This is a genomic window from Streptomyces sp. NPDC037013 (assembly GCF_055607265.1).
In genome coordinates this window covers 445,708-462,151 of record NZ_JBVJRV010000001.1, presented here as the reverse complement: position 1 = coordinate 462,151, position 16,444 = coordinate 445,708, and the positions used below count along the sequence as shown (strand labels likewise).

At 71.9% G+C, this 16,444-nt stretch carries 16 protein-coding genes; 9 read left to right on the top strand and 7 right to left on the bottom strand.

Annotated features, from left to right (window positions below; all coding sequences use genetic code 11):
• Positions 1-31: 31 nt before the first annotated feature.
• From ACZ7DY_RS02010 to ACZ7DY_RS01995, 4 genes are read right to left on the bottom strand one after another with little or no spacing between them, the layout of a single operon-like run.
• On the bottom strand, positions 32-811 hold the full coding sequence (locus ACZ7DY_RS02010; RefSeq protein ID WP_471128781.1) for a CDP-alcohol phosphatidyltransferase family protein: 780 nt from the start codon (positions 809-811) through the stop codon (positions 32-34).
• Complete coding sequence (locus tag ACZ7DY_RS02005) at positions 789-1,856, bottom strand: iron-containing alcohol dehydrogenase family protein (protein WP_471128779.1); 1,068 nt, start codon at positions 1,854-1,856, stop codon at positions 789-791. The genes ACZ7DY_RS02010 and ACZ7DY_RS02005 overlap by 23 nt, the downstream gene beginning before the upstream one ends.
• Positions 1,844-2,581, bottom strand: a complete 738-nt coding sequence (locus ACZ7DY_RS02000) for a phosphocholine cytidylyltransferase family protein (protein ID WP_471128778.1) — start codon at positions 2,579-2,581, stop codon at positions 1,844-1,846. Before ACZ7DY_RS02000 ends, ACZ7DY_RS02005 begins: the two co-directional genes overlap by 13 nt.
• Complete coding sequence (locus ACZ7DY_RS01995) at positions 2,578-4,383, bottom strand: DUF5941 domain-containing protein (protein ID WP_471130182.1); 1,806 nt, start codon at positions 4,381-4,383, stop codon at positions 2,578-2,580. Before ACZ7DY_RS01995 ends, ACZ7DY_RS02000 begins: the two co-directional genes overlap by 4 nt.
• A gap of 288 nt (positions 4,384-4,671) precedes the next feature.
• Here ACZ7DY_RS01995 and galE point away from each other — a divergent pair, with 288 nt between their 5' ends.
• The 8 genes from galE (at position 4,672) to ACZ7DY_RS01955 (ending at position 13,524) form a co-directional block, all read left to right on the top strand.
• A complete protein-coding gene (gene galE / locus ACZ7DY_RS01990) occupies positions 4,672-5,655 on the top strand; it encodes a UDP-glucose 4-epimerase GalE (protein WP_471128775.1) in 984 nt (327 codons plus the stop codon).
• Positions 5,656-5,832: 177 nt separating this feature from the next.
• Positions 5,833-6,771, top strand: a complete 939-nt coding sequence (locus ACZ7DY_RS01985; RefSeq protein ID WP_471128772.1) for a cation diffusion facilitator family transporter — start codon at positions 5,833-5,835, stop codon at positions 6,769-6,771.
• Between the two features lie 196 nt (positions 6,772-6,967).
• Positions 6,968-8,224 (top strand): bifunctional class I SAM-dependent methyltransferase/N-acetyltransferase, encoded by a 1,257-nt coding sequence (locus ACZ7DY_RS01980; protein ID WP_471128769.1) that lies wholly within the window; start codon positions 6,968-6,970, stop codon positions 8,222-8,224.
• 92 nt (positions 8,225-8,316) lie between these two features.
• The gene (gene idi, locus ACZ7DY_RS01975) at positions 8,317-8,910 is read left to right on the top strand and encodes an isopentenyl-diphosphate Delta-isomerase (protein ID WP_471128767.1); all 594 of its coding nucleotides are present in this window, start codon (positions 8,317-8,319) and stop codon (positions 8,908-8,910) included.
• Between the two features lie 189 nt (positions 8,911-9,099).
• Positions 9,100-9,996: a glycoside hydrolase family 16 protein gene (locus tag ACZ7DY_RS01970; RefSeq protein ID WP_471128764.1), complete on the top strand. Its 897-nt coding sequence runs from the start codon at positions 9,100-9,102 to the stop codon at positions 9,994-9,996.
• A gap of 96 nt (positions 9,997-10,092) precedes the next feature.
• Positions 10,093-11,532, top strand: a complete 1,440-nt coding sequence (gndA, locus tag ACZ7DY_RS01965) for an NADP-dependent phosphogluconate dehydrogenase (RefSeq protein WP_471128762.1) — start codon at positions 10,093-10,095, stop codon at positions 11,530-11,532.
• 374 nt (positions 11,533-11,906) lie between these two features.
• Positions 11,907-12,407 (top strand): transglycosylase SLT domain-containing protein, encoded by a 501-nt coding sequence (locus ACZ7DY_RS01960; protein ID WP_471128759.1) that lies wholly within the window; start codon positions 11,907-11,909, stop codon positions 12,405-12,407.
• Between the two features lie 28 nt (positions 12,408-12,435).
• Complete coding sequence (locus tag ACZ7DY_RS01955; protein ID WP_471128757.1) at positions 12,436-13,524, top strand: LCP family protein; 1,089 nt, start codon at positions 12,436-12,438, stop codon at positions 13,522-13,524.
• A 38-nt stretch (positions 13,525-13,562) separates the two neighbouring features.
• Here the strand turns inward: ACZ7DY_RS01955 and ACZ7DY_RS01950 are convergent, their stop codons facing one another.
• Both ACZ7DY_RS01950 and ACZ7DY_RS01945 read right to left on the bottom strand, forming a co-directional pair.
• The gene (locus tag ACZ7DY_RS01950; protein ID WP_471128754.1) at positions 13,563-14,075 is read right to left on the bottom strand and encodes an ATP-binding protein; all 513 of its coding nucleotides are present in this window, start codon (positions 14,073-14,075) and stop codon (positions 13,563-13,565) included.
• Between the two features lie 93 nt (positions 14,076-14,168).
• Positions 14,169-14,831 (bottom strand): HdeD family acid-resistance protein, encoded by a 663-nt coding sequence (locus ACZ7DY_RS01945; protein WP_471128753.1) that lies wholly within the window; start codon positions 14,829-14,831, stop codon positions 14,169-14,171.
• 120 nt (positions 14,832-14,951) lie between these two features.
• On the opposite strand from ACZ7DY_RS01945, the gene ACZ7DY_RS01940 reads away from it, so the two are divergent.
• Positions 14,952-15,704, top strand: a complete 753-nt coding sequence (locus ACZ7DY_RS01940) for an enoyl-CoA hydratase/isomerase family protein (RefSeq protein ID WP_471128750.1) — start codon at positions 14,952-14,954, stop codon at positions 15,702-15,704.
• Positions 15,705-15,734: 30 nt separating this feature from the next.
• Here ACZ7DY_RS01940 and ACZ7DY_RS01935 read toward each other — a convergent pair whose 3' ends face one another.
• Positions 15,735-16,367: a DJ-1/PfpI family protein gene (locus tag ACZ7DY_RS01935; RefSeq protein ID WP_471128747.1), complete on the bottom strand. Its 633-nt coding sequence runs from the start codon at positions 16,365-16,367 to the stop codon at positions 15,735-15,737.
• Between the last annotated feature and the right edge of the window lie 77 nt (positions 16,368-16,444).

Here is a 16,444-nt window from a genome sequence, read left to right as displayed (position 1 = left end):
TCCGCCGGAGTGCTCGGGGTACTCGGGGTGCTCACTTCAACCTGCTCGATACGAGGATGGACACGAGGTGGAGCACGGTCTGCAGCAGCGCGATGCCCGCGAGCACGGCGACGCCCAGACGCGAGAAGAACAGGTCGCCCCTGACCTGGTCGACGACGGCGAGGGCCAGGATCAGCAGCGAGGCCTCGACGCCGAGGATCAGCCGGTGGAACTTGAGCGCCGCGGCGGCCCTGCGGGCCAGCGCCATGCCGGAGGAGCGCGGCTCGGCCGCCGACTCCTTGACCGGCTCCTTGCCCGTCTGGTGGCGGGCGACGCCGACCAGGTCGGTCTCGGACTTGATCAGGATCGCGCCGAGCGCGGCCAGCGTGCCGAGGAAGGCCCACAGCCAGTCGATGCGCCCCGAGCCCCACAGGTCGGCGGCGCGCAGACCGAAGCCGACCAAGACCGCGGCGTCGCACAGGTAGGCGGCGACCCGGTCCAGGTAGACCCCGGCCATCGAGTACTGCTTCTTCCAGCGGGCGATCTCGCCGTCGACGCAGTCGAGCAGCAGATAGAGCTGGACCGCGAGCACGCCGAGCACGGCGCCCGTGATCCCCGGCACGAGGAGGGCCGGGGCGGCGAGGGCGCCGGCGACGGTCATCACGTAGGTCAGCTGGTTGGGCGTGACCCGCGTGTTCACCAGGTGGCGGTCGATGCGCAGGGAGACCTCGCGCATGTAGAGCCGGCCGGCCCAGTGTTCGCCGCTGCGCCGGTCCTTCACCCCCGGGGGGTGAACAACCGGGCGGAGCTCAGCTACCGATGGCTTTTGCATAGTCGGCGTATGCGTCCCTGATCTGGTCTGCGGACAGGTCGAGGTGTTCGAGGATCGTGTAGCGGCCCGGCCGGGTCTGCGGAGCGAACTCCACGACCTGGACGAACTCGTCCACGGTGAAACCGATCTCCTCCGGCAGCACGGGCAGGCCGTGGCGGCGCAGCACCGAGGCCATGAACGCCGACTCCTCGCGGGCACCGCGCAGGTGCATCGCGAAGGCCGCGCCCAGGCCGCACTGCTCGCCGTGGCTGGCGGCGCGCTTGGGGAAGAGAAGGTCGAAGGCGTGGTTGATCTCGTGGCACGCGCCGGACGCCGGGCGGGAGTCGCCCGAGATCGACATGGCGATGCCGGTGAGGACCAGTCCCTCGGCCAGGACCTGCAGGAAGCCGTCGTCGCCGACGCCGCCGGGGTGGCGCAGCACGGCCTCGCCCGCCTGGCGGGCCATGGCGGCCGCGAGACCGTCGATGTCCTCGCCGCGCTCGCGGGCGGCGAGCTCCCAGTCCCGGATCGCGGAGATGTTGGAGAGGGCGTCGCCGATGCCGGAGCGGACGAAGCGGGCGGGCGCCTCGCGGATCACGTCGAGGTCGATGACGACCGCGATGGGGTTCGGCACGCCGTACGAGCCGCGGCCCGCGTCGTTGTCGAGGGTCGCGACCGGCGAGCAGAGGCCGTCGTGCGACAGGTTCGTCGCGACGGCGACCAGCGGCAGGCCGACGCGCGCCGCGGCGAACTTGGCGCAGTCGATGATCTTGCCGCCGCCGAGGCCGACGACCGCGTCGTAACGGCCCGACTTCCTGATGTCCTCGCCGAGCTTGATGGCGTCGTCGAGCGTGCCGCCACCGACCTCGAACCACTCCGCGCCGCTCAGCGAGGGCATCAGCCGCTCGCGGAGCACCGCACCCGAGCCACCGCTGATGGCGATGGCGAGCTTGCCGGTCGACGAGCAGATCCGCTGGTCGGCGAGGACACCGGCCAGGTCGTCGAGCGCCCCCGGCCGGATGTCGACGACGACCGGCGAGGGGATGAGCCTCGTCAGTACTGGCACGCGATCTCCCGGCCCTTGGCGAGGTCGTCGTGGTTGTCGATCTCGACCCACTTGACGTCGCCGATCGGGGCCACGTCCACCTTGAAGCCGCGGTTGACGAGCTCCTGGTAGCCGTCCTCGTAGTAGAGGTCGGGGTCGCGCTCGAAGGTGGTCTTCAGGGCGTCGGCGAGCTCGTCGGCGGCGGAGCCCTCGATGAGGGTGACGCCGATGTACTCGCCGGTGGCCTCGGAGGGGTCCATCAGCTTGGTGATGCGCTGCACGCCCTTGGCGTCGTCGACGATGACCTTCATCTCCTCGTCGGCGAGCTGCTTCACCGTGTCGAGGGCGAGGATGATCTTCTGGCCGTTGCCGCGGGCGGCGAGGAGCGTCTTCTCGACGGAGACCGGGTGCACGGTGTCGCCGTTGGCGAGGATCACGTCGTGCTTGATGGCGTCACGGCCGCACCACAGGGAGTAGGCGTTGTTCCACTCCTCGGCCTTGTCGTTGTCGATCAGGGTCAGCTTGAGGTTGTACTTCGCCTCGAGCGCCGCCTTGCGCTCGTAGACGGCCTCCTTCTTGTAACCGACGATGATCGCGACCTCGGTCAGACCGATCTCGGCGAAGTTGCCGAGCGTGAGGTCGAGGATGGTGGTGTCACCGTCGACCGGCACCAGGGCCTTGGGCAGGGTGTCGGTGTAGGGGCGAAGACGCCGTCCGGCGCCTGCCGCCAGCACGAGGCCGATCATGCGGGTTCTCCTTCATCGTGTACGGCGGGTGCGCCGAGTCTGTGGGCGGTCACCCAGAAGCGGATGCTCTCGACGAGCACCACGAGTGCCACGGCCACGGCGAGTGCCGTGAGCGCGACGGTGAAATCTGTGGCGGGCAGCAGGGCCGCGGCCAGCGCGACCACGAGGGTCCTGCCGTCCTGGCCGCCGATCGCACGCACCAGCCGGCGCGGGGGCGCGCCGGTGCCGCCCTTGATGCGGTACACCGTGTCGTAGTGATGGTAGGCGACCGCGGCCACGAGCCCGAAAGCCGCCGGAAGCGCACCGTTCACATCGGCTTTGGCCGCAAGTACCAGGACCGTGCCGTACTCGGCGGCGCGGAAGAACGGCGGGACCAGCCAGTCGAGGGGGGCCTTGAGGGGCATGATCAGGGCGAGGCCCGCGAGGGCGACGTACAGCGCGGCGGCGGCCACAACGACGGGGCTGCCGTAGGGGTTGGCCAGCGCCGTGCCGACGAGCCCGGCGCCGCCGACGAAGGCGAGGACCGGGGCGGGGCGCAGCCAGGTCACCCGGGGCCTGAGGGCCGAGAAGGCCGAGGCGAGGGGGCCGTTGTCCGCGAGATCGGCGAGGGCGTCCGCGGCACGGTCGGTGCGGGTGGCCTTGCGGGTCAGCGAGCGCAGGACGCGGCCCGCGGTGGTGTAGCAGGCGGCGAGGGCGCAGCCGATGAGCAGGACGACCAGGGTGGTGCGGGGGGTGGTGGCCGCGGTGAGCACGGCGATCATCGCCCAGCGCTCACCGATGGGCAGGACTATCATCCGGCGCACCCAGACCGTCCACCCGACGCTGTCGAGCTTGTCCGAAAGGGCCGCGGTGGGGCTGGTGTTGGCGGTGGCGTCGTGGTTCGCCTCGTTGAAGGAGAAGTCCACGACGTGCCGGCAGGTCTGCAGGATCATCGCGCCGAGCGCGAGCGCCCACACGTCGTCGCCGCCCCGTGCGGCGCCGAGCGCGAGGCCCGCGTAGTAGGCGTACTCCTTGGCGCGGTCGAACGTCGCGTCCAGCCAGGCGCCCAGCGTCGAGTACTGCAGGGAGTAGCGGGCGAGCTGCCCGTCGGTGCAGTCAAGGACGAAGGAGAAGAGCAGCAGCAGGCCCGCGGCGACGAACCCGCCGCGCGTCCCGGTCGCCGCGCAGCCGGCCGCGATCAGGGCGGTGAGCAGCGAGGCGGTGGTGACCTGGTTCGGGGTCAGACCCCGGCGGGCGCACCAGCGGGCGATGTAGCGCGAGTACGGGGAGATGCAGTACGTCGTGAAGAAGCCGTCGCGCGACTTGACCGCGGTGCGCAGCCGCACCGCCTCGTCGTCGACGGCGGCGACGGCCTGGCGCGCCTCGTTCCTGGCCTGCGGGTCGCTGGGCACGGTGGCGACGAGGGCGCCGAGGTCGGGGCGGTGCACGTCGGCGGTGCCGGACTCCATGGCCGCGGCGATGGTGTCGGGGAGGGCGTCGAGCGTGGCGACGCCGCCCGCCGCGCCGGCGCCGGCGCGCAGGGCACGCGTCAGTTCGGCGCGGGCCTCCGGCTTGGCCGTGACGGCGCCGGGCACCGCGCAGGCGGCGAAGCGGGGGTCGGTGAGGCACAGGCGCAGCGCGTGGACGTGGCCGACGAAGCGCGCGTCGACGACCGCGACCCGCTGGTCGCGCGGCACGTCGGCGATCAGCGTCTCGGCGTCCGCCGCGTCAGAGGCGACCCGCACGTCGAAGCCCAGGGACCGCAGATCGCCTTCGAGCGGCGACCCGGGGACCGGCTGACCGGTGAGGATGGCGGTCGACAGACGAACTCACTCCTTGAGTCCCGGCGCGGCTCGCGCCGGGCACATGCGTAAGGGGAGCGCCCCTGGCCACGGCGGCCGGGCGGCACGTCGGCAGAGGCTATCGGATGATGGGAAGCGGGCGTTCATCACCCGTTCACGCCCCGATAAGGGCGGCCTGCGAGGGCCTCGGCCTTCGCGATCATCATGGTGGATGGGGGGCCGCGGCCACAAACCGCGCCCGCCCCGCGCCCGGCTTGCCCGCATAGCGACCGGCTGTCCGCCCGACGCGTTCGCTTAGGGTGGGCGCCCATGACATGGCTGATCACAGGCGGAGCGGGATACATCGGGGCACATGTGGCGCGGGTCATGGCCGCCGCCGGGGAGGACGTCGTCGTACTGGACGACATCTCGTCGGGGGTGCCGCAGCGGCTGCCCGAGGGCCTGCCCCTGGTGAAGGGCTCCTCGTTCGACGGGGAGCTGCTGCGCCGGGTCTTCGCCGAGCACGGCGTCACCGGGGTGGTGCACCTCGCGGCCCGCAAGCAGGTCGGGGAGTCGGTGGAGCAGCCGCTGCGCTACTACCGGGAGAACCTCGGCGGCCTGACGACGCTCCTCGAGGCGGTCGCCGAGGCGGGCATCCGGCGGTTCGTGTTCTCCTCGTCGGCCGCGGTGTACGGCAACCCGGCGGACGTGGAGCTCGTACGCGAGGACACCCCCTGCGTCCCGGTGAGCCCCTACGGCGAGACCAAGCTCGCCGGGGAGTGGCTGGTGCGGGCCGCCGGGCGGGCGCACGGCATCGGGACGGTCTGCCTGCGCTACTTCAACGTGGCGGGCGCCGCCGCCCCCGAGCTGGCGGACACCGGGGTCTTCAACGTGATCCCGATGGTCTTCGACCGGCTGATGCGCGACGAGCCGCCCCGCATCTTCGGTGACACGCACCCCACCCCGGACGGCACCTGCGTGCGGGACTACGTCCATGTGTCCGATCTCGCCGAGGCCCACCTCGCGGCGGCCCGCCGGCTGGCAGGCGGGGCCGGGGGCGATCTGACGGTGAACATCGGGCGGGGGCGCGGTGTTTCCGTACGCGAACTCGTCACGCTCATCGGCGAGGTGAGCGGGGACACCCGGCCCGCGCTCGTCGAGCCGGCCCGTGCCGGGGACTCGCCGCGTGCCGTGGCCGACGCGGGCCTGGCCGCGGCGGAGCTCGGCTGGACGGCCCGGCGCGGGGTGCGCGAGATGGTGGAGTCGGCGTGGGCGGGCTGGTGCCTGCACCACCCGCGGGCGCGCCGCGACTGATCGTCCACCGCCCTGACCTGCGACCCTCCCCTTGACGGCAACCGTTGCCATTTTCGCAGGTCAGGGAGATGACAACGGTGTTCAGTGCCACGTTGTCAGATACCCCCCACCCGTAGTTCACTGTGGTCGCGCGACCAGCGAACGGCAGTACCGACGACCGACTCGGGAGGCGGCTCCATGGGGGCTGGGCACGATCACGGACACACGCATGGGGCACCGGCCACGGGGACCGCGGCCCAGGCCTACAAGGGGCGGCTGCGAATAGCCCTCGCGATCACGATCACGGTGATGGTCGCGCAGATCGTGGGCGGCATCGCGGCGGACTCGCTCGCGCTCGTCGCGGACGCGACGCACATGGCCACGGACGCCCTGGGCCTCGGCATGGCGCTGCTGGCGATCCACTTCGCCAACAGGCCCCCCACGGAGAACCGCACGTTCGGCTACGCCCGCGCCGAGATCCTGGCCGCGCTCGCCAACTGTCTGCTGCTGCTCGGCGTGGGCGGCTACGTGCTGTACGAGGCGGTCGAGCGGTTCATCACACCCGCGCAGACCGAGGGTGCCCTCGCGATCTGGTTCGGCGCCTTCGGCCTCGTCGCCAACATGATCTCGCTCTCACTGCTGATGCGCGGCCAGAAGGACAGCCTCAATGTGCGCGGCGCCTTCCTGGAGGTCGTCGCGGACACCCTCGGCTCGGTCACCGTCATCATCGCGGCCACCGTGATCATGCTCACCGGCTGGCAGGCCGCCGACCCGATCGCCTCGCTCGTCATCGGCTTCATGATCGTCCCGCGTACGGTCAAGCTCCTCAAGGAGACCCTGAACGTGCTCCTGGAGTCGGCTCCCCAGGGGGTCGACATGGCGGAGGTGCGGGCCCACATCCTCGATCTGCCGGGCGTCGAGGAGGTCCACGACCTGCACGCCTGGACGATCACCTCGGGCATGCCGGTGCTCTCCGCGCACGTCGTGGTGAGCTCCTCCACCCTCGACTCCATCGGCCACGAGAAGATGCTGCACGAGCTCCAGGGCTGCCTGGGCGACCACTTCGACGTGGAGCACTGCACCTTCCAGCTGGAGCCGAGCGGCCACGCGGAGCACGAGGCGAAGCTCTGCCACTGAGCTCTGCCACTGAGCTCCGGCACCCGGCGGCGAGAGCGCCGGTGTTATCGTGGCCGGAGTTCTCGGATTCCAGGAGGTGGGTTGATGACTGTCGCGGCCGACGCTGCTCCGCGCGGCGACACGTGCATCCCCACTTCCCGGGCCCGCGCCTGACGCTCCGTACGTCCGCGGGCCCCTCACCCGAGGGTTTCCCACGTTGACCGAGAACACCTCCATCACCCACGCCTTCTTCGCCCTGCACCACGGCCTTCCCCGGCAGGGCCCCGGCTCCGACGCGACCACCCGGCGGCTCTCCGCCCTCGCGGGCGCGCTGCCGGAGCGGCCGCGCGTCCTCGACCTGGGCTGCGGCCCCGGCAGGGCCGCGCTCCTGCTCGCCGCCGAGCACGGCGCCGAGGTGACCGCCGTCGATCTGCACGAGCCGTTCCTCGAGGAGCTCCGCGCCGCCGCCCTGGCGCGCGGGCTGGCCGGATCGATCACCACGCTCAACGCCGACATGGCGGAACTCTCCTTCCCGGACGGCTCGTTCGATCTCGTCTGGGCGGAGAGCTCCGCCTACAGCATCGGCTTCGACACCGCGCTGCGCGCCTGGCGGCGGCTGCTCGCCCCCGGCGGCGCGCTCGTCCTCACCGAGTGCGAATGGACGGCCGACGAGCCCTCCGCCGCCGCTCGCGCCTTCTGGGAGCGGCACTACCCGCTCCGCACCCACGAGCAGAACATCCGGGCCGCGACCGGCGCCGGCTACTCCGTACTCGGCGTGCACCGGCAGCCCGAGTCCGACTGGGAGGAGTACTACGGCCCGCTCGCCGCGCGCGCGGACGCGGCGGACCCGGACACTCCCGGCATGGCGGAGGCGCTCGCCGCCACCCGCGAGGAGATCGCGATGCGGCGCGAGCACGGGACGGAGTACGGCTACACGGGCTATGTGCTGCGGCCCGTGGACTCCTGGCCGACCCGTCCGGAGACCGCGTCGGACAGGGCCGCGGTGCACGCCGTGAACGCCGCGGCCTTCGAGACCGGGGCGGAGGCCGACCTCGTCGACGCGTTGCGCGCGGACGACGACGCCTGGCTGCCGGGGCTCTCCTGCGTCGCCGAGGCACCCGACGGCACGGTGGCCGCGTACGCGCTGCTCACCCGCTGCCGGGTGGACGGGGCACCCGCGCTGGCTCTCGCGCCCGTCGCCGTACTGCCCGCACACCAGCGCACGGGGGCGGGTTCCGCCGTGGTGCGGGCGCTCCTCGACGCGGCGCGCGCACGGGGCGAGCGGCTCGTCCTCGTGCTCGGGCACCCCTCGTACTATCCGCGCTTCGGGTTCGAGCCCGCTTCCAGGTACGGAATCCGGCCAGGTTTCGAGGTGCCCGACGAGGCCATGATGGCGCTCGCGCTGACCGGGTCCGACGATTTCGCCGGGCTGCCACGGGGCACGATCCGGTATCCGGCGGCCTTCGGCGTCTGACGTTCCGGCGGGACATGCGGGTCCTCGAAGTGCCGGGGGCGTCCGGAACGTACGGCAGACTTGGGGCCCGTAGACCGAAGCGAAGGATGGGTATGCCGATCACACCTGCCACCGCGACGAACAGCTCGTCGAACGGCACCGGAGAAGCGATCTTGCTCGAACTCGTCGACGAGGACGGCAGGACGATCGGCACAGCGGAGAAACTCTCCGCGCATCAGGCGCCCGGGCAGCTGCACCGGGCGTTCTCCGTCTTCCTCTTCGACGAACAGGGGCGGCTGCTCCTCCAGCAGCGCGCCCTCGGCAAGTACCACTCCCCCGGCGTCTGGTCGAACACCTGCTGCGGCCACCCCTACCCCGGCGAGGCGCCCTTCGCGGCGGCCGCCCGGCGTACGTACGAGGAGCTGGGGGTCTCGCCGTCGCTGCTCGCCGAGGCGGGCACGGTGCGCTACAACCACCCGGACCCGGCCTCGGGACTGGTGGAGCAGGAGTTCAACCACCTGTTCGTGGGCATGGTCCAGTCCCCGCTGGACCCGGACCCCGAGGAGATCGGCTCCACGGCCTTCGTGACCGCGGCGGAGCTGGCCGAACGGCACGAGCGGGACCCGTTCTCCGCGTGGTTCATGACCGTGCTCGACGCGGCGCGCCCCGCGATCAGGGAGCTGACGGGCCCGTCCGCGGGCTGGTAGCGCCGCACCGGCGGGGGCGCGGGCCGAGCCCGGTCGGTCCGTACCAACTCCTTGACGGGGTCCGGGCGTCGGCCTTAAATCAAGTACTGAACAAAGTGAACGCGGTGGCTCCGTCGCCGCGTTCATTTCTCGATCGTCATTTGTCATGCGCATGCCCCACGCGCCACCGCCCCCACGCGAAGCGATGTGATGACAGTGCACACCTCCCCCCTCCGCCGCACCAGGCTCTGCGCCCTCGCCCTGGCCTGCGGCGCCGCGAGCCTCGCCGTGCTCCCCTCGGCATCGGCCGAACCCGCGCCCCGTACGCCCGGCGCCGTCTCCACGGCCGCCGCCACCTTCACCGACGACTTCAACGGGCCCGCGGGGGCCGCGGTCGACGGCGCCAAGTGGCGGACCGAGACCGGCGACAACGTCAACAACCACGAGCGGCAGTACTACACCGCAGGCACCGCCAACGCGGCCCTCGACGGCCGGGGCGACCTGGTCATCACCGCCCGCAAGGAGAACCCGGGCAACTACCAGTGCTGGTACGGCAGATGCCAGTACACCTCGGCCCGGCTGAACACCGCGGGCAGGTTCACGCAGACCTACGGCCACGTCGAGGCGCGGATGAAGGTGCCGCGGGGCCAGGGCATGTGGCCGGCGTTCTGGATGCTGGGCGGCGACATCGGGGACGTGGGGTGGCCGGCCAGCGGCGAGATCGACGTGATGGAGAACGTCGGCTTCGAGCCCGGCACCGTCCACGGCACGCTGCACGGGCCCGGGTACTCCGGCTCCGGCGGGATCGGCGCGGCGTACACCCTGCCCGGAGGCGAGGCCTTCGCGGACAGGTTCCACACGTTCGCGGTGGACTGGTCGCCCGGCTCCGTCACCTGGTCCGTCGACGGCACCGTCTACCAGCGGCGCACCCCGGCCGACCTCAACGGCAACCGATGGGTCTTCGACAAGCCCTTCTTCCTCATCCTCAACCTCGCGGTCGGCGGCTACTGGCCCGGCGACCCGGACGGCAGCACGGCCTTCCCCCAGCAGCTCGTCGTCGACTACGTCCATGTGAGCACCGGCAACACGGGCGCACCCACGACGTGAATGCCTGAGACACGCCGCTCGGGAAGCGGGCACCATGTGCGGCAGCCGCCGCGCTGAACAATGACGTATCCACCCCTCTTCCCAGGAGCGACAGGCATGAGCACTACAGCCCAGATCGGGGTCACGGGCCTCGCCGTCATGGGGCGCAACCTCGCCCGCAACTTCGCCCGCCACGGGTACGCGGTCGCCCTCCACAACCGCACCGCGGCCCGCACCCACCAGCTGGTGAAGGAGTTCGGCGAGGAGGGCATCTTCGTGCCGACCGAGACCGCCGAGGAGTTCGTGGCCGCCCTGGAACGGCCCCGGCGGCTCGTGGTCATGGTGAAGGCGGGCGAGCCGACCGACGCCGTGATCAAGGAGTTCGCCCCGCTCCTGGAGCCCGGCGACATGATCGTCGACGGCGGCAACGCGCACTTCGCGGACACCCGGCGCCGCGAGAAGGAGCTGCGCGAGCAGGGCATCCACTTCGTCGGCACCGGTGTCTCCGGCGGCGAGGAGGGTGCCCTGCACGGGCCCAGCATCATGCCCGGCGGAAGTCCCGAGTCGTACGCCTCGCTCGGCCCGATGCTGGAGAAGATCTCCGCGAAGGCGAAGGACGGCGCCCCGTGCGTCACCCACGTCGGCCCGGACGGCGCCGGCCACTTCGTGAAGATGGTGCACAACGGCATCGAGTACGCGGACATGCAACTCATCGGCGAGGCCTACCAGTTGCTGCGGGACGTGGCCGGGTACTCCCCCGCGCGGATCGCCGACATCTTCCGCACGTGGAACACCGGCCGCCTCGACTCGTATCTGATCGAGATCACCGCCGAGGTCCTCTCCCACGTGGACGCCGCCACCGGCAAGCCCTTCGTCGACATCGTCCAGGACCAGGCCGAGCAGAAGGGCACCGGCCGCTGGACGGTGCAGATCGCGCTCGACCTGGGCGTGCCGGTGTCCGGCATCGCGGAGGCGGTGTTCGCCCGCTCCCTGTCGGGCCACGCCGGGCTGCGCGCCGCCTCCAGGGGCCTGGCGGGGCCCACGCCGAAGCCGCTGGGCGAGTCCGAGGCGGCGGCCTTCGCCGACCGGGTCGAGCAGGCGCTGTACGCCTCGAAGATCGTCTCGTACACGCAGGGCTTCCACGAGATCGCCGCGGGCGGCGAGCAGTACGACTGGGCGATCGACCTGGGCGCCGTAGCCCGCATCTGGCGCGGCGGCTGCATCATCCGGGCCGCGTTCCTGGACCGGATCACCGAGGCGTACGAGGCCCAGCCCGGCCTGGTCTCGCTCCTGGCGGACAAGAGCTTCGCGGACGAGATCGCGGGGGCGCAGGACGACTGGCGTGCCGTGCTGACGGCCGCGACCACGCAGGGCGTGCCCACCCCCGGCTTCGCGGCGGCGCTTGCGTATTACGACGCGCTGCGCGCCGAGCGGCTGCCGGCCGCGCTCACGCAGGGCCAGCGGGACTTCTTCGGGGCCCACACCTACCGGCGCACGGACCGCGAGGGCTCCTTCCACACGCTCTGGGGCGGTGACCGCTCCGAGACCGAGGCATAGGCGCCGCGCGGGGGCACAGGCGCTCCACGGGCCGACGGCCCGGGCCGGCCGCGGGCCGCCCGGGCCGTCGTCATGCGGTGACCCACGCCACCTCGGGGGCCCCGGGGCTGTGAAGCCACTCATAGGGGTCAGATCACATGCGAAGGGAAATAGTAGGTGCTTCGGTGCAGACCCCCCGGGGCCTGGGGGCACTTCGGGGCGGTGCCGGGCGGGCCCGACTGCGTACCGGGGTAGTACGTCACACCGTTGCGCCCGCCGGGGGCGATCGCTGAGTCTGGCTGACGTCGCCGGAGCTCGGGGACACACCGCAGGGCGCTCTCGCCCGCTTCGGACCGGGCTCCCTCTACGTCCCCCGCTTGAGGAGTCATCCCCCCATGGCCACGACCAAGACGCTCGACCGTGCCGCTCGCTTCCGAAAGATCTCCATCGCCGGCATCGCCGCCACCGGTGCGATGGCCGCCGCCCTGACCGTGGCGCCCTCCGCCGCCCACGCCGCGGAGCCCACCAAGGCGAGCACCGCGGTGACGCAGGCCAAGGCCGCCAAGAAGCCCTACGCCGACAACCTCGACGGCTGGATCCGCCAGTCCCTCGACATCATGAAGTCCAAGGGCATCCCCGGCACCTACGAGGGGCTGCACCGCAACATCATGCGCGAGTCCGCCGGCAACCCGAACGCCCAGAACGGCTGGGACGTCAACGCCCAGAACGGCACCCCCTCCAAGGGTCTGCTCCAGGTCATCCAGCCGACCTTCGACGCCTACCACGTCGAGGGCACCGCGAACTCGCTGACCGACCCGGTCGCCAACATCACCGCGGCCGCCAACTACGCCGCCGACAAGTACGGCTCCATCGACAACGTCGACTCCGCCTACTGAGCACCCGGTCATCGAGGAGAGTCAGCGCATGCCGCACGAGAACGGGAATGAGCCGCGGGTACGCCGCTCACGGCACCGGTCCAGGAAGAAGGCCCTGCGGTACGTCGCATGGGGCGCCCTGGGCGTGGTCCTCGTCGGCGGCGGAGGCGTGGCCTACGCCTGGCAGCACCTCAACGGCCAGATCAGGGGCACGGACGTGAACGCCGCCCTCGGCGGCGACCGGCCCGCGGAACAGCGGGACGGTTCGATGAACATCCTCCTGCTCGGATCCGACTCACGAGCGGGTACCCACGGCGAGTACGGCAGTGGGGTCAGCGGGGCCAGGGCCGACACGGCGATGGTCCTGCACGTCGACAAGACCCACAAGAAGGCTTCGGTCGTCAGCATCCCGCGCGACACGATGGTCGAGCGGCCCCGGTGCGCGCCGGCCCACGGCGGCGGCGCGGCGGGCGCACAGCAGGCCATGTTCAACTCGTCCTACCAGGTGGGCGGGCCGGCCTGCACCGTCAAGACGGTCGAGAAGATGTCGGGCCTGCGCATGGACCACTACCTCGAAGTGGACTTCAAGGGGTTCCAGAAGCTCATCGACGAGCTCGGCGGCGTCGACATCACCACCCACAAGGCCATCAGGGACCACAACAGCGGGCTCTCGCTGACCGCGGGCAAGCACACGCTCAAGGGCGAGCAGGCCCTCGCGCTGGTCCGCACCCGGCACGGCGTCGGGGACGGCAGCGACCTCGGCCGCATCCAGCTCCAGCAGGCCTTCGTCAAAGCCCTGATCCAGCGGGCCGACACCCTCGACCCGCTCGGCGACCCCGCCAAGTCCTACGACCTGGCGGACACCGCGACCAAGACCGTGAGCGCCGACTCCGATCTGGCCTCCGCGGACAAGCTCCTCGGTCTCGCCAAGGAGCTGAAGGGCATCAGCCCGGACCGCACCCGCATGGTGACGATGCCGGTCACCTACGACGCGCAGGACTCCGGCCGGGTCAAGCCGCTGGACGAGGCGTCCCACCGGGTCTGGGACGCGCTGCGGCAGGACCGGCCCATACCCGCCTCCGCCACCCGGCAGTCGGTGGGCGACCGGATGGACTCTCCGGTGTCGGCGGGGTCCTGAGCCCTCCGGGCCGTCCGGCCCGGCCTCCGTCCGATCCGCTAGCCCGCGTCGGGCTTGAGGGGCAGCGCCGCCCAGATGACCTTGCCCCCGCTCGCGGTGTGCTCGACGTCGCAGGCGCCGCCCGCCTCCCGGGTGATCTCGCGTACGAGGAGAAGTCCCCTGCCGCCCGTCTGGCCGTGGTCCGCCTCCAGGGCCGTCGGGCGGTAGGGGTGGTTGTCCTCGACGGAGACCCGGACCCACTCGGCGCCGACCGCGACCTCCACCGCGAGCATCGGCGAGAGCAGGGCCGCGTGCCGTACCGCGTTGGTGACCAGCTCGGAGACGATGAGCAGCAGGCCCTGGACGAGGTCGTCGGGGGCCGGCACGCCCTGCCGGGCCAGCAGGTCCCGCACCGCGTGCCGGGCCTGGGGCACGGAGGCGTCGACGGCGGGGGCGGTGAAGCGCCAGACGCCCTCGTAGGGCAGCTGCCCCGCGCCGTTCGGGAGCGGGCCCGCCTCTCTCCCGCCGTTCGCCATCGTCCGGTCGCCGCCCTCGCGCTCGATAGTCGCCACACATCGAGTGTTGGGACTGCTCTGGTCCGGACCGCTCCACTGACCAGAAGTCAGCGACTATCGACGGGATTTGATCGGTGGCGCATGGCACCGTCAGTTGTGCGACTGGTCCTGCCCCCGTTGTTGCGTATTCAAGCGTTCTTCAGGTTGTACGAGGCTCACGATGCGGCGCCCGCCGATGCCCGTGGCGAGCAGGCCGAGGCCGTCGAAGAGCAGCGCCAGGGAGAAGAAGCACCCGATCACGTACTGGCTGCTGCTGGGCCACCCCGCGAGGACGAGGACGCCGATCAGCAGGCCGAAGGCTCCCTGGAGGAGCGTCAGGGCGAACTGCGGGCCGCGCACCACCAGGCTGCCGACCAGCCGGAACACTCCGCCGGTGAGGAAGAGCAGGGCCGCGAACATGGTCAGCGCCTCCGCCGCCACGTCGGGCCTGCGGATGATCACGACCCCCGCCGCGAGGTTCAGCGCGGCGACCACCACGCCGAGCCAGAAGAAGCTGCTCCCGCGCGACTGGACGGCGTGCAGCAGGCCGACGACCCCGCCGATCAGCAGCAGCCAGCCGAACAGGAGCATCGAGGTCAGGGTGGCTACCCCGGTGTAGACGAGGCCGACGAGGCCGGCCACGGCGAGGATCGCGCCGAGCAGGGCGAGCCAGCCGAAGCCGCGGCTGAGCCGCGCGCCCTGGGGGTCGGGGCCGCCGCTCCCGGGGCCGGCCGCCCCGTCGGTCCTGGCGTCGGCGTTCTTGCGTCCGGCCATCAGCGTCTCCCTCTCCCTCGGCGGAGCCTTCTGCGCGTTAAGTTCCGTATACGTCGTATACGTCTTATGCGTCGACCCTTCTTGATCGTACGTTCGAGGGGTGCGGATAGCATCCGGCGCATGGAGCCGCAGCTGAGCCACACCGTCACGGACGGCGTCGCCACCGTCCTCATCGACCATCCGGCCAAGCGCAACGCCATGACCGCGGACATGTGGCGCCGGGTGCCGCCGCTGTTCGGGGCCCTGGCCGCCGACCCCGCCGTACGCGCCGTGGTGCTGACCGGGGCCGGTGGCACGTTCTGCGCGGGCGCCGACATCTCCTCGCTGCGCGAGTCCCCGGGTACGGCACAGGAGCTGGCGGTGCGGGCCGAGGACGCCCTCGCCGCCTTCCCCAAGCCGACGCTCGCGGCGGTACGGGGCTACTGCGTGGGCGGCGGCGCCCAGCTGGCGGGCGCGTGTGACCTGCGGTTCGCGGACGAGGACGCCCTGTTCGGGGTCACGCCCGCCAAGCTGGGCATCGTCTATCCGGCGTCGTCCACCCGGCGCCTGGTCTCCCTCGTGGGTCCTTCCGCCGCCAAGTACCTGCTGTTCTCCGGGGAGTTGATCGACGCGGAGCGGGCGCTGCGCACCGGACTCGTGGACGAGGTGCTGCCGGCCGGCGAGCTGGACAAGCGGGTCGCGGAGTTCACCCGGGTCCTCGCCTCCCGCTCGCAACTGACCCAGGCGGCGGCGAAGGAGTTCGCGGCGGGGCGCACGGACCGGGACGCGTACTGGACGGAGCAGGCGCGCGGCAGCGGCGACACCGCCGAGGGTGTCGCCGCCTTCCTGGAGCGCAGGCAGCCGCGCTTCACCTGGACCGCGCGGGCCGACTGAGCGCCCGGCGCCGCCGTGCGCCCGGGATTTTCACTGCGCGAAGCGGCTCCGGTCGCGGAACCTCGCGACGAGGTGCGCCGGCGCCTTCTCGGGGGAACCGGCGTCGTAGGGCGGCCGCGGGTCGTACTCGGTCAGCAGCTGTACGGCCTGCGCGTGCTCGTCGCCCGCGATCTTGCCGGCCAGCGTGAGGCCCATGTCGATGCCCGCCGAGACCCCGGCCCCCGTGACGTACTTGCCGTCGAAGACCACCCGCTCCCCCGTCGACTCCACGCCGAGCCGGTCGAGTTCGCCGAGGGCGCACCAGTGCGAGGTGGCGCGGCGGCCCTTGAGGAGTCCGGCGGCGGCGAGGGCGAGGGAGCCCGTGCAGACCGACGTCGTCCAGGTGGTCGTGGCGTCGACGGCGCGGAGCCAGTCCAGGAGCGCCTCGTTCTCCATCTGGTCGCTCTGGCCGGGTCCGCCGGGCACCACCACGATGTCGGGGGTGCGCACCTCCGCGAAGGTCTTGTCGGCGATCAGGGCGAGGGAGCCGGTGTCGTCGCTCACCGGGCCGGCCTGCTCCGCCACGAAGACGGTCTCGTAACCGGGCAGGGAGTTGAGCGTCTGGTAGGGGCCGATGGCGTCGAGGGCGGTGAAGCGTTCGTACAGAGCGATGGCGATCTGCATGGTGTCCCTATCGGTGTGGGTCGCTGGGGTGGTGCGGGTCGCTGGAGCGGTGTGCGTCGCTGGTGTGGTGTGCGCCC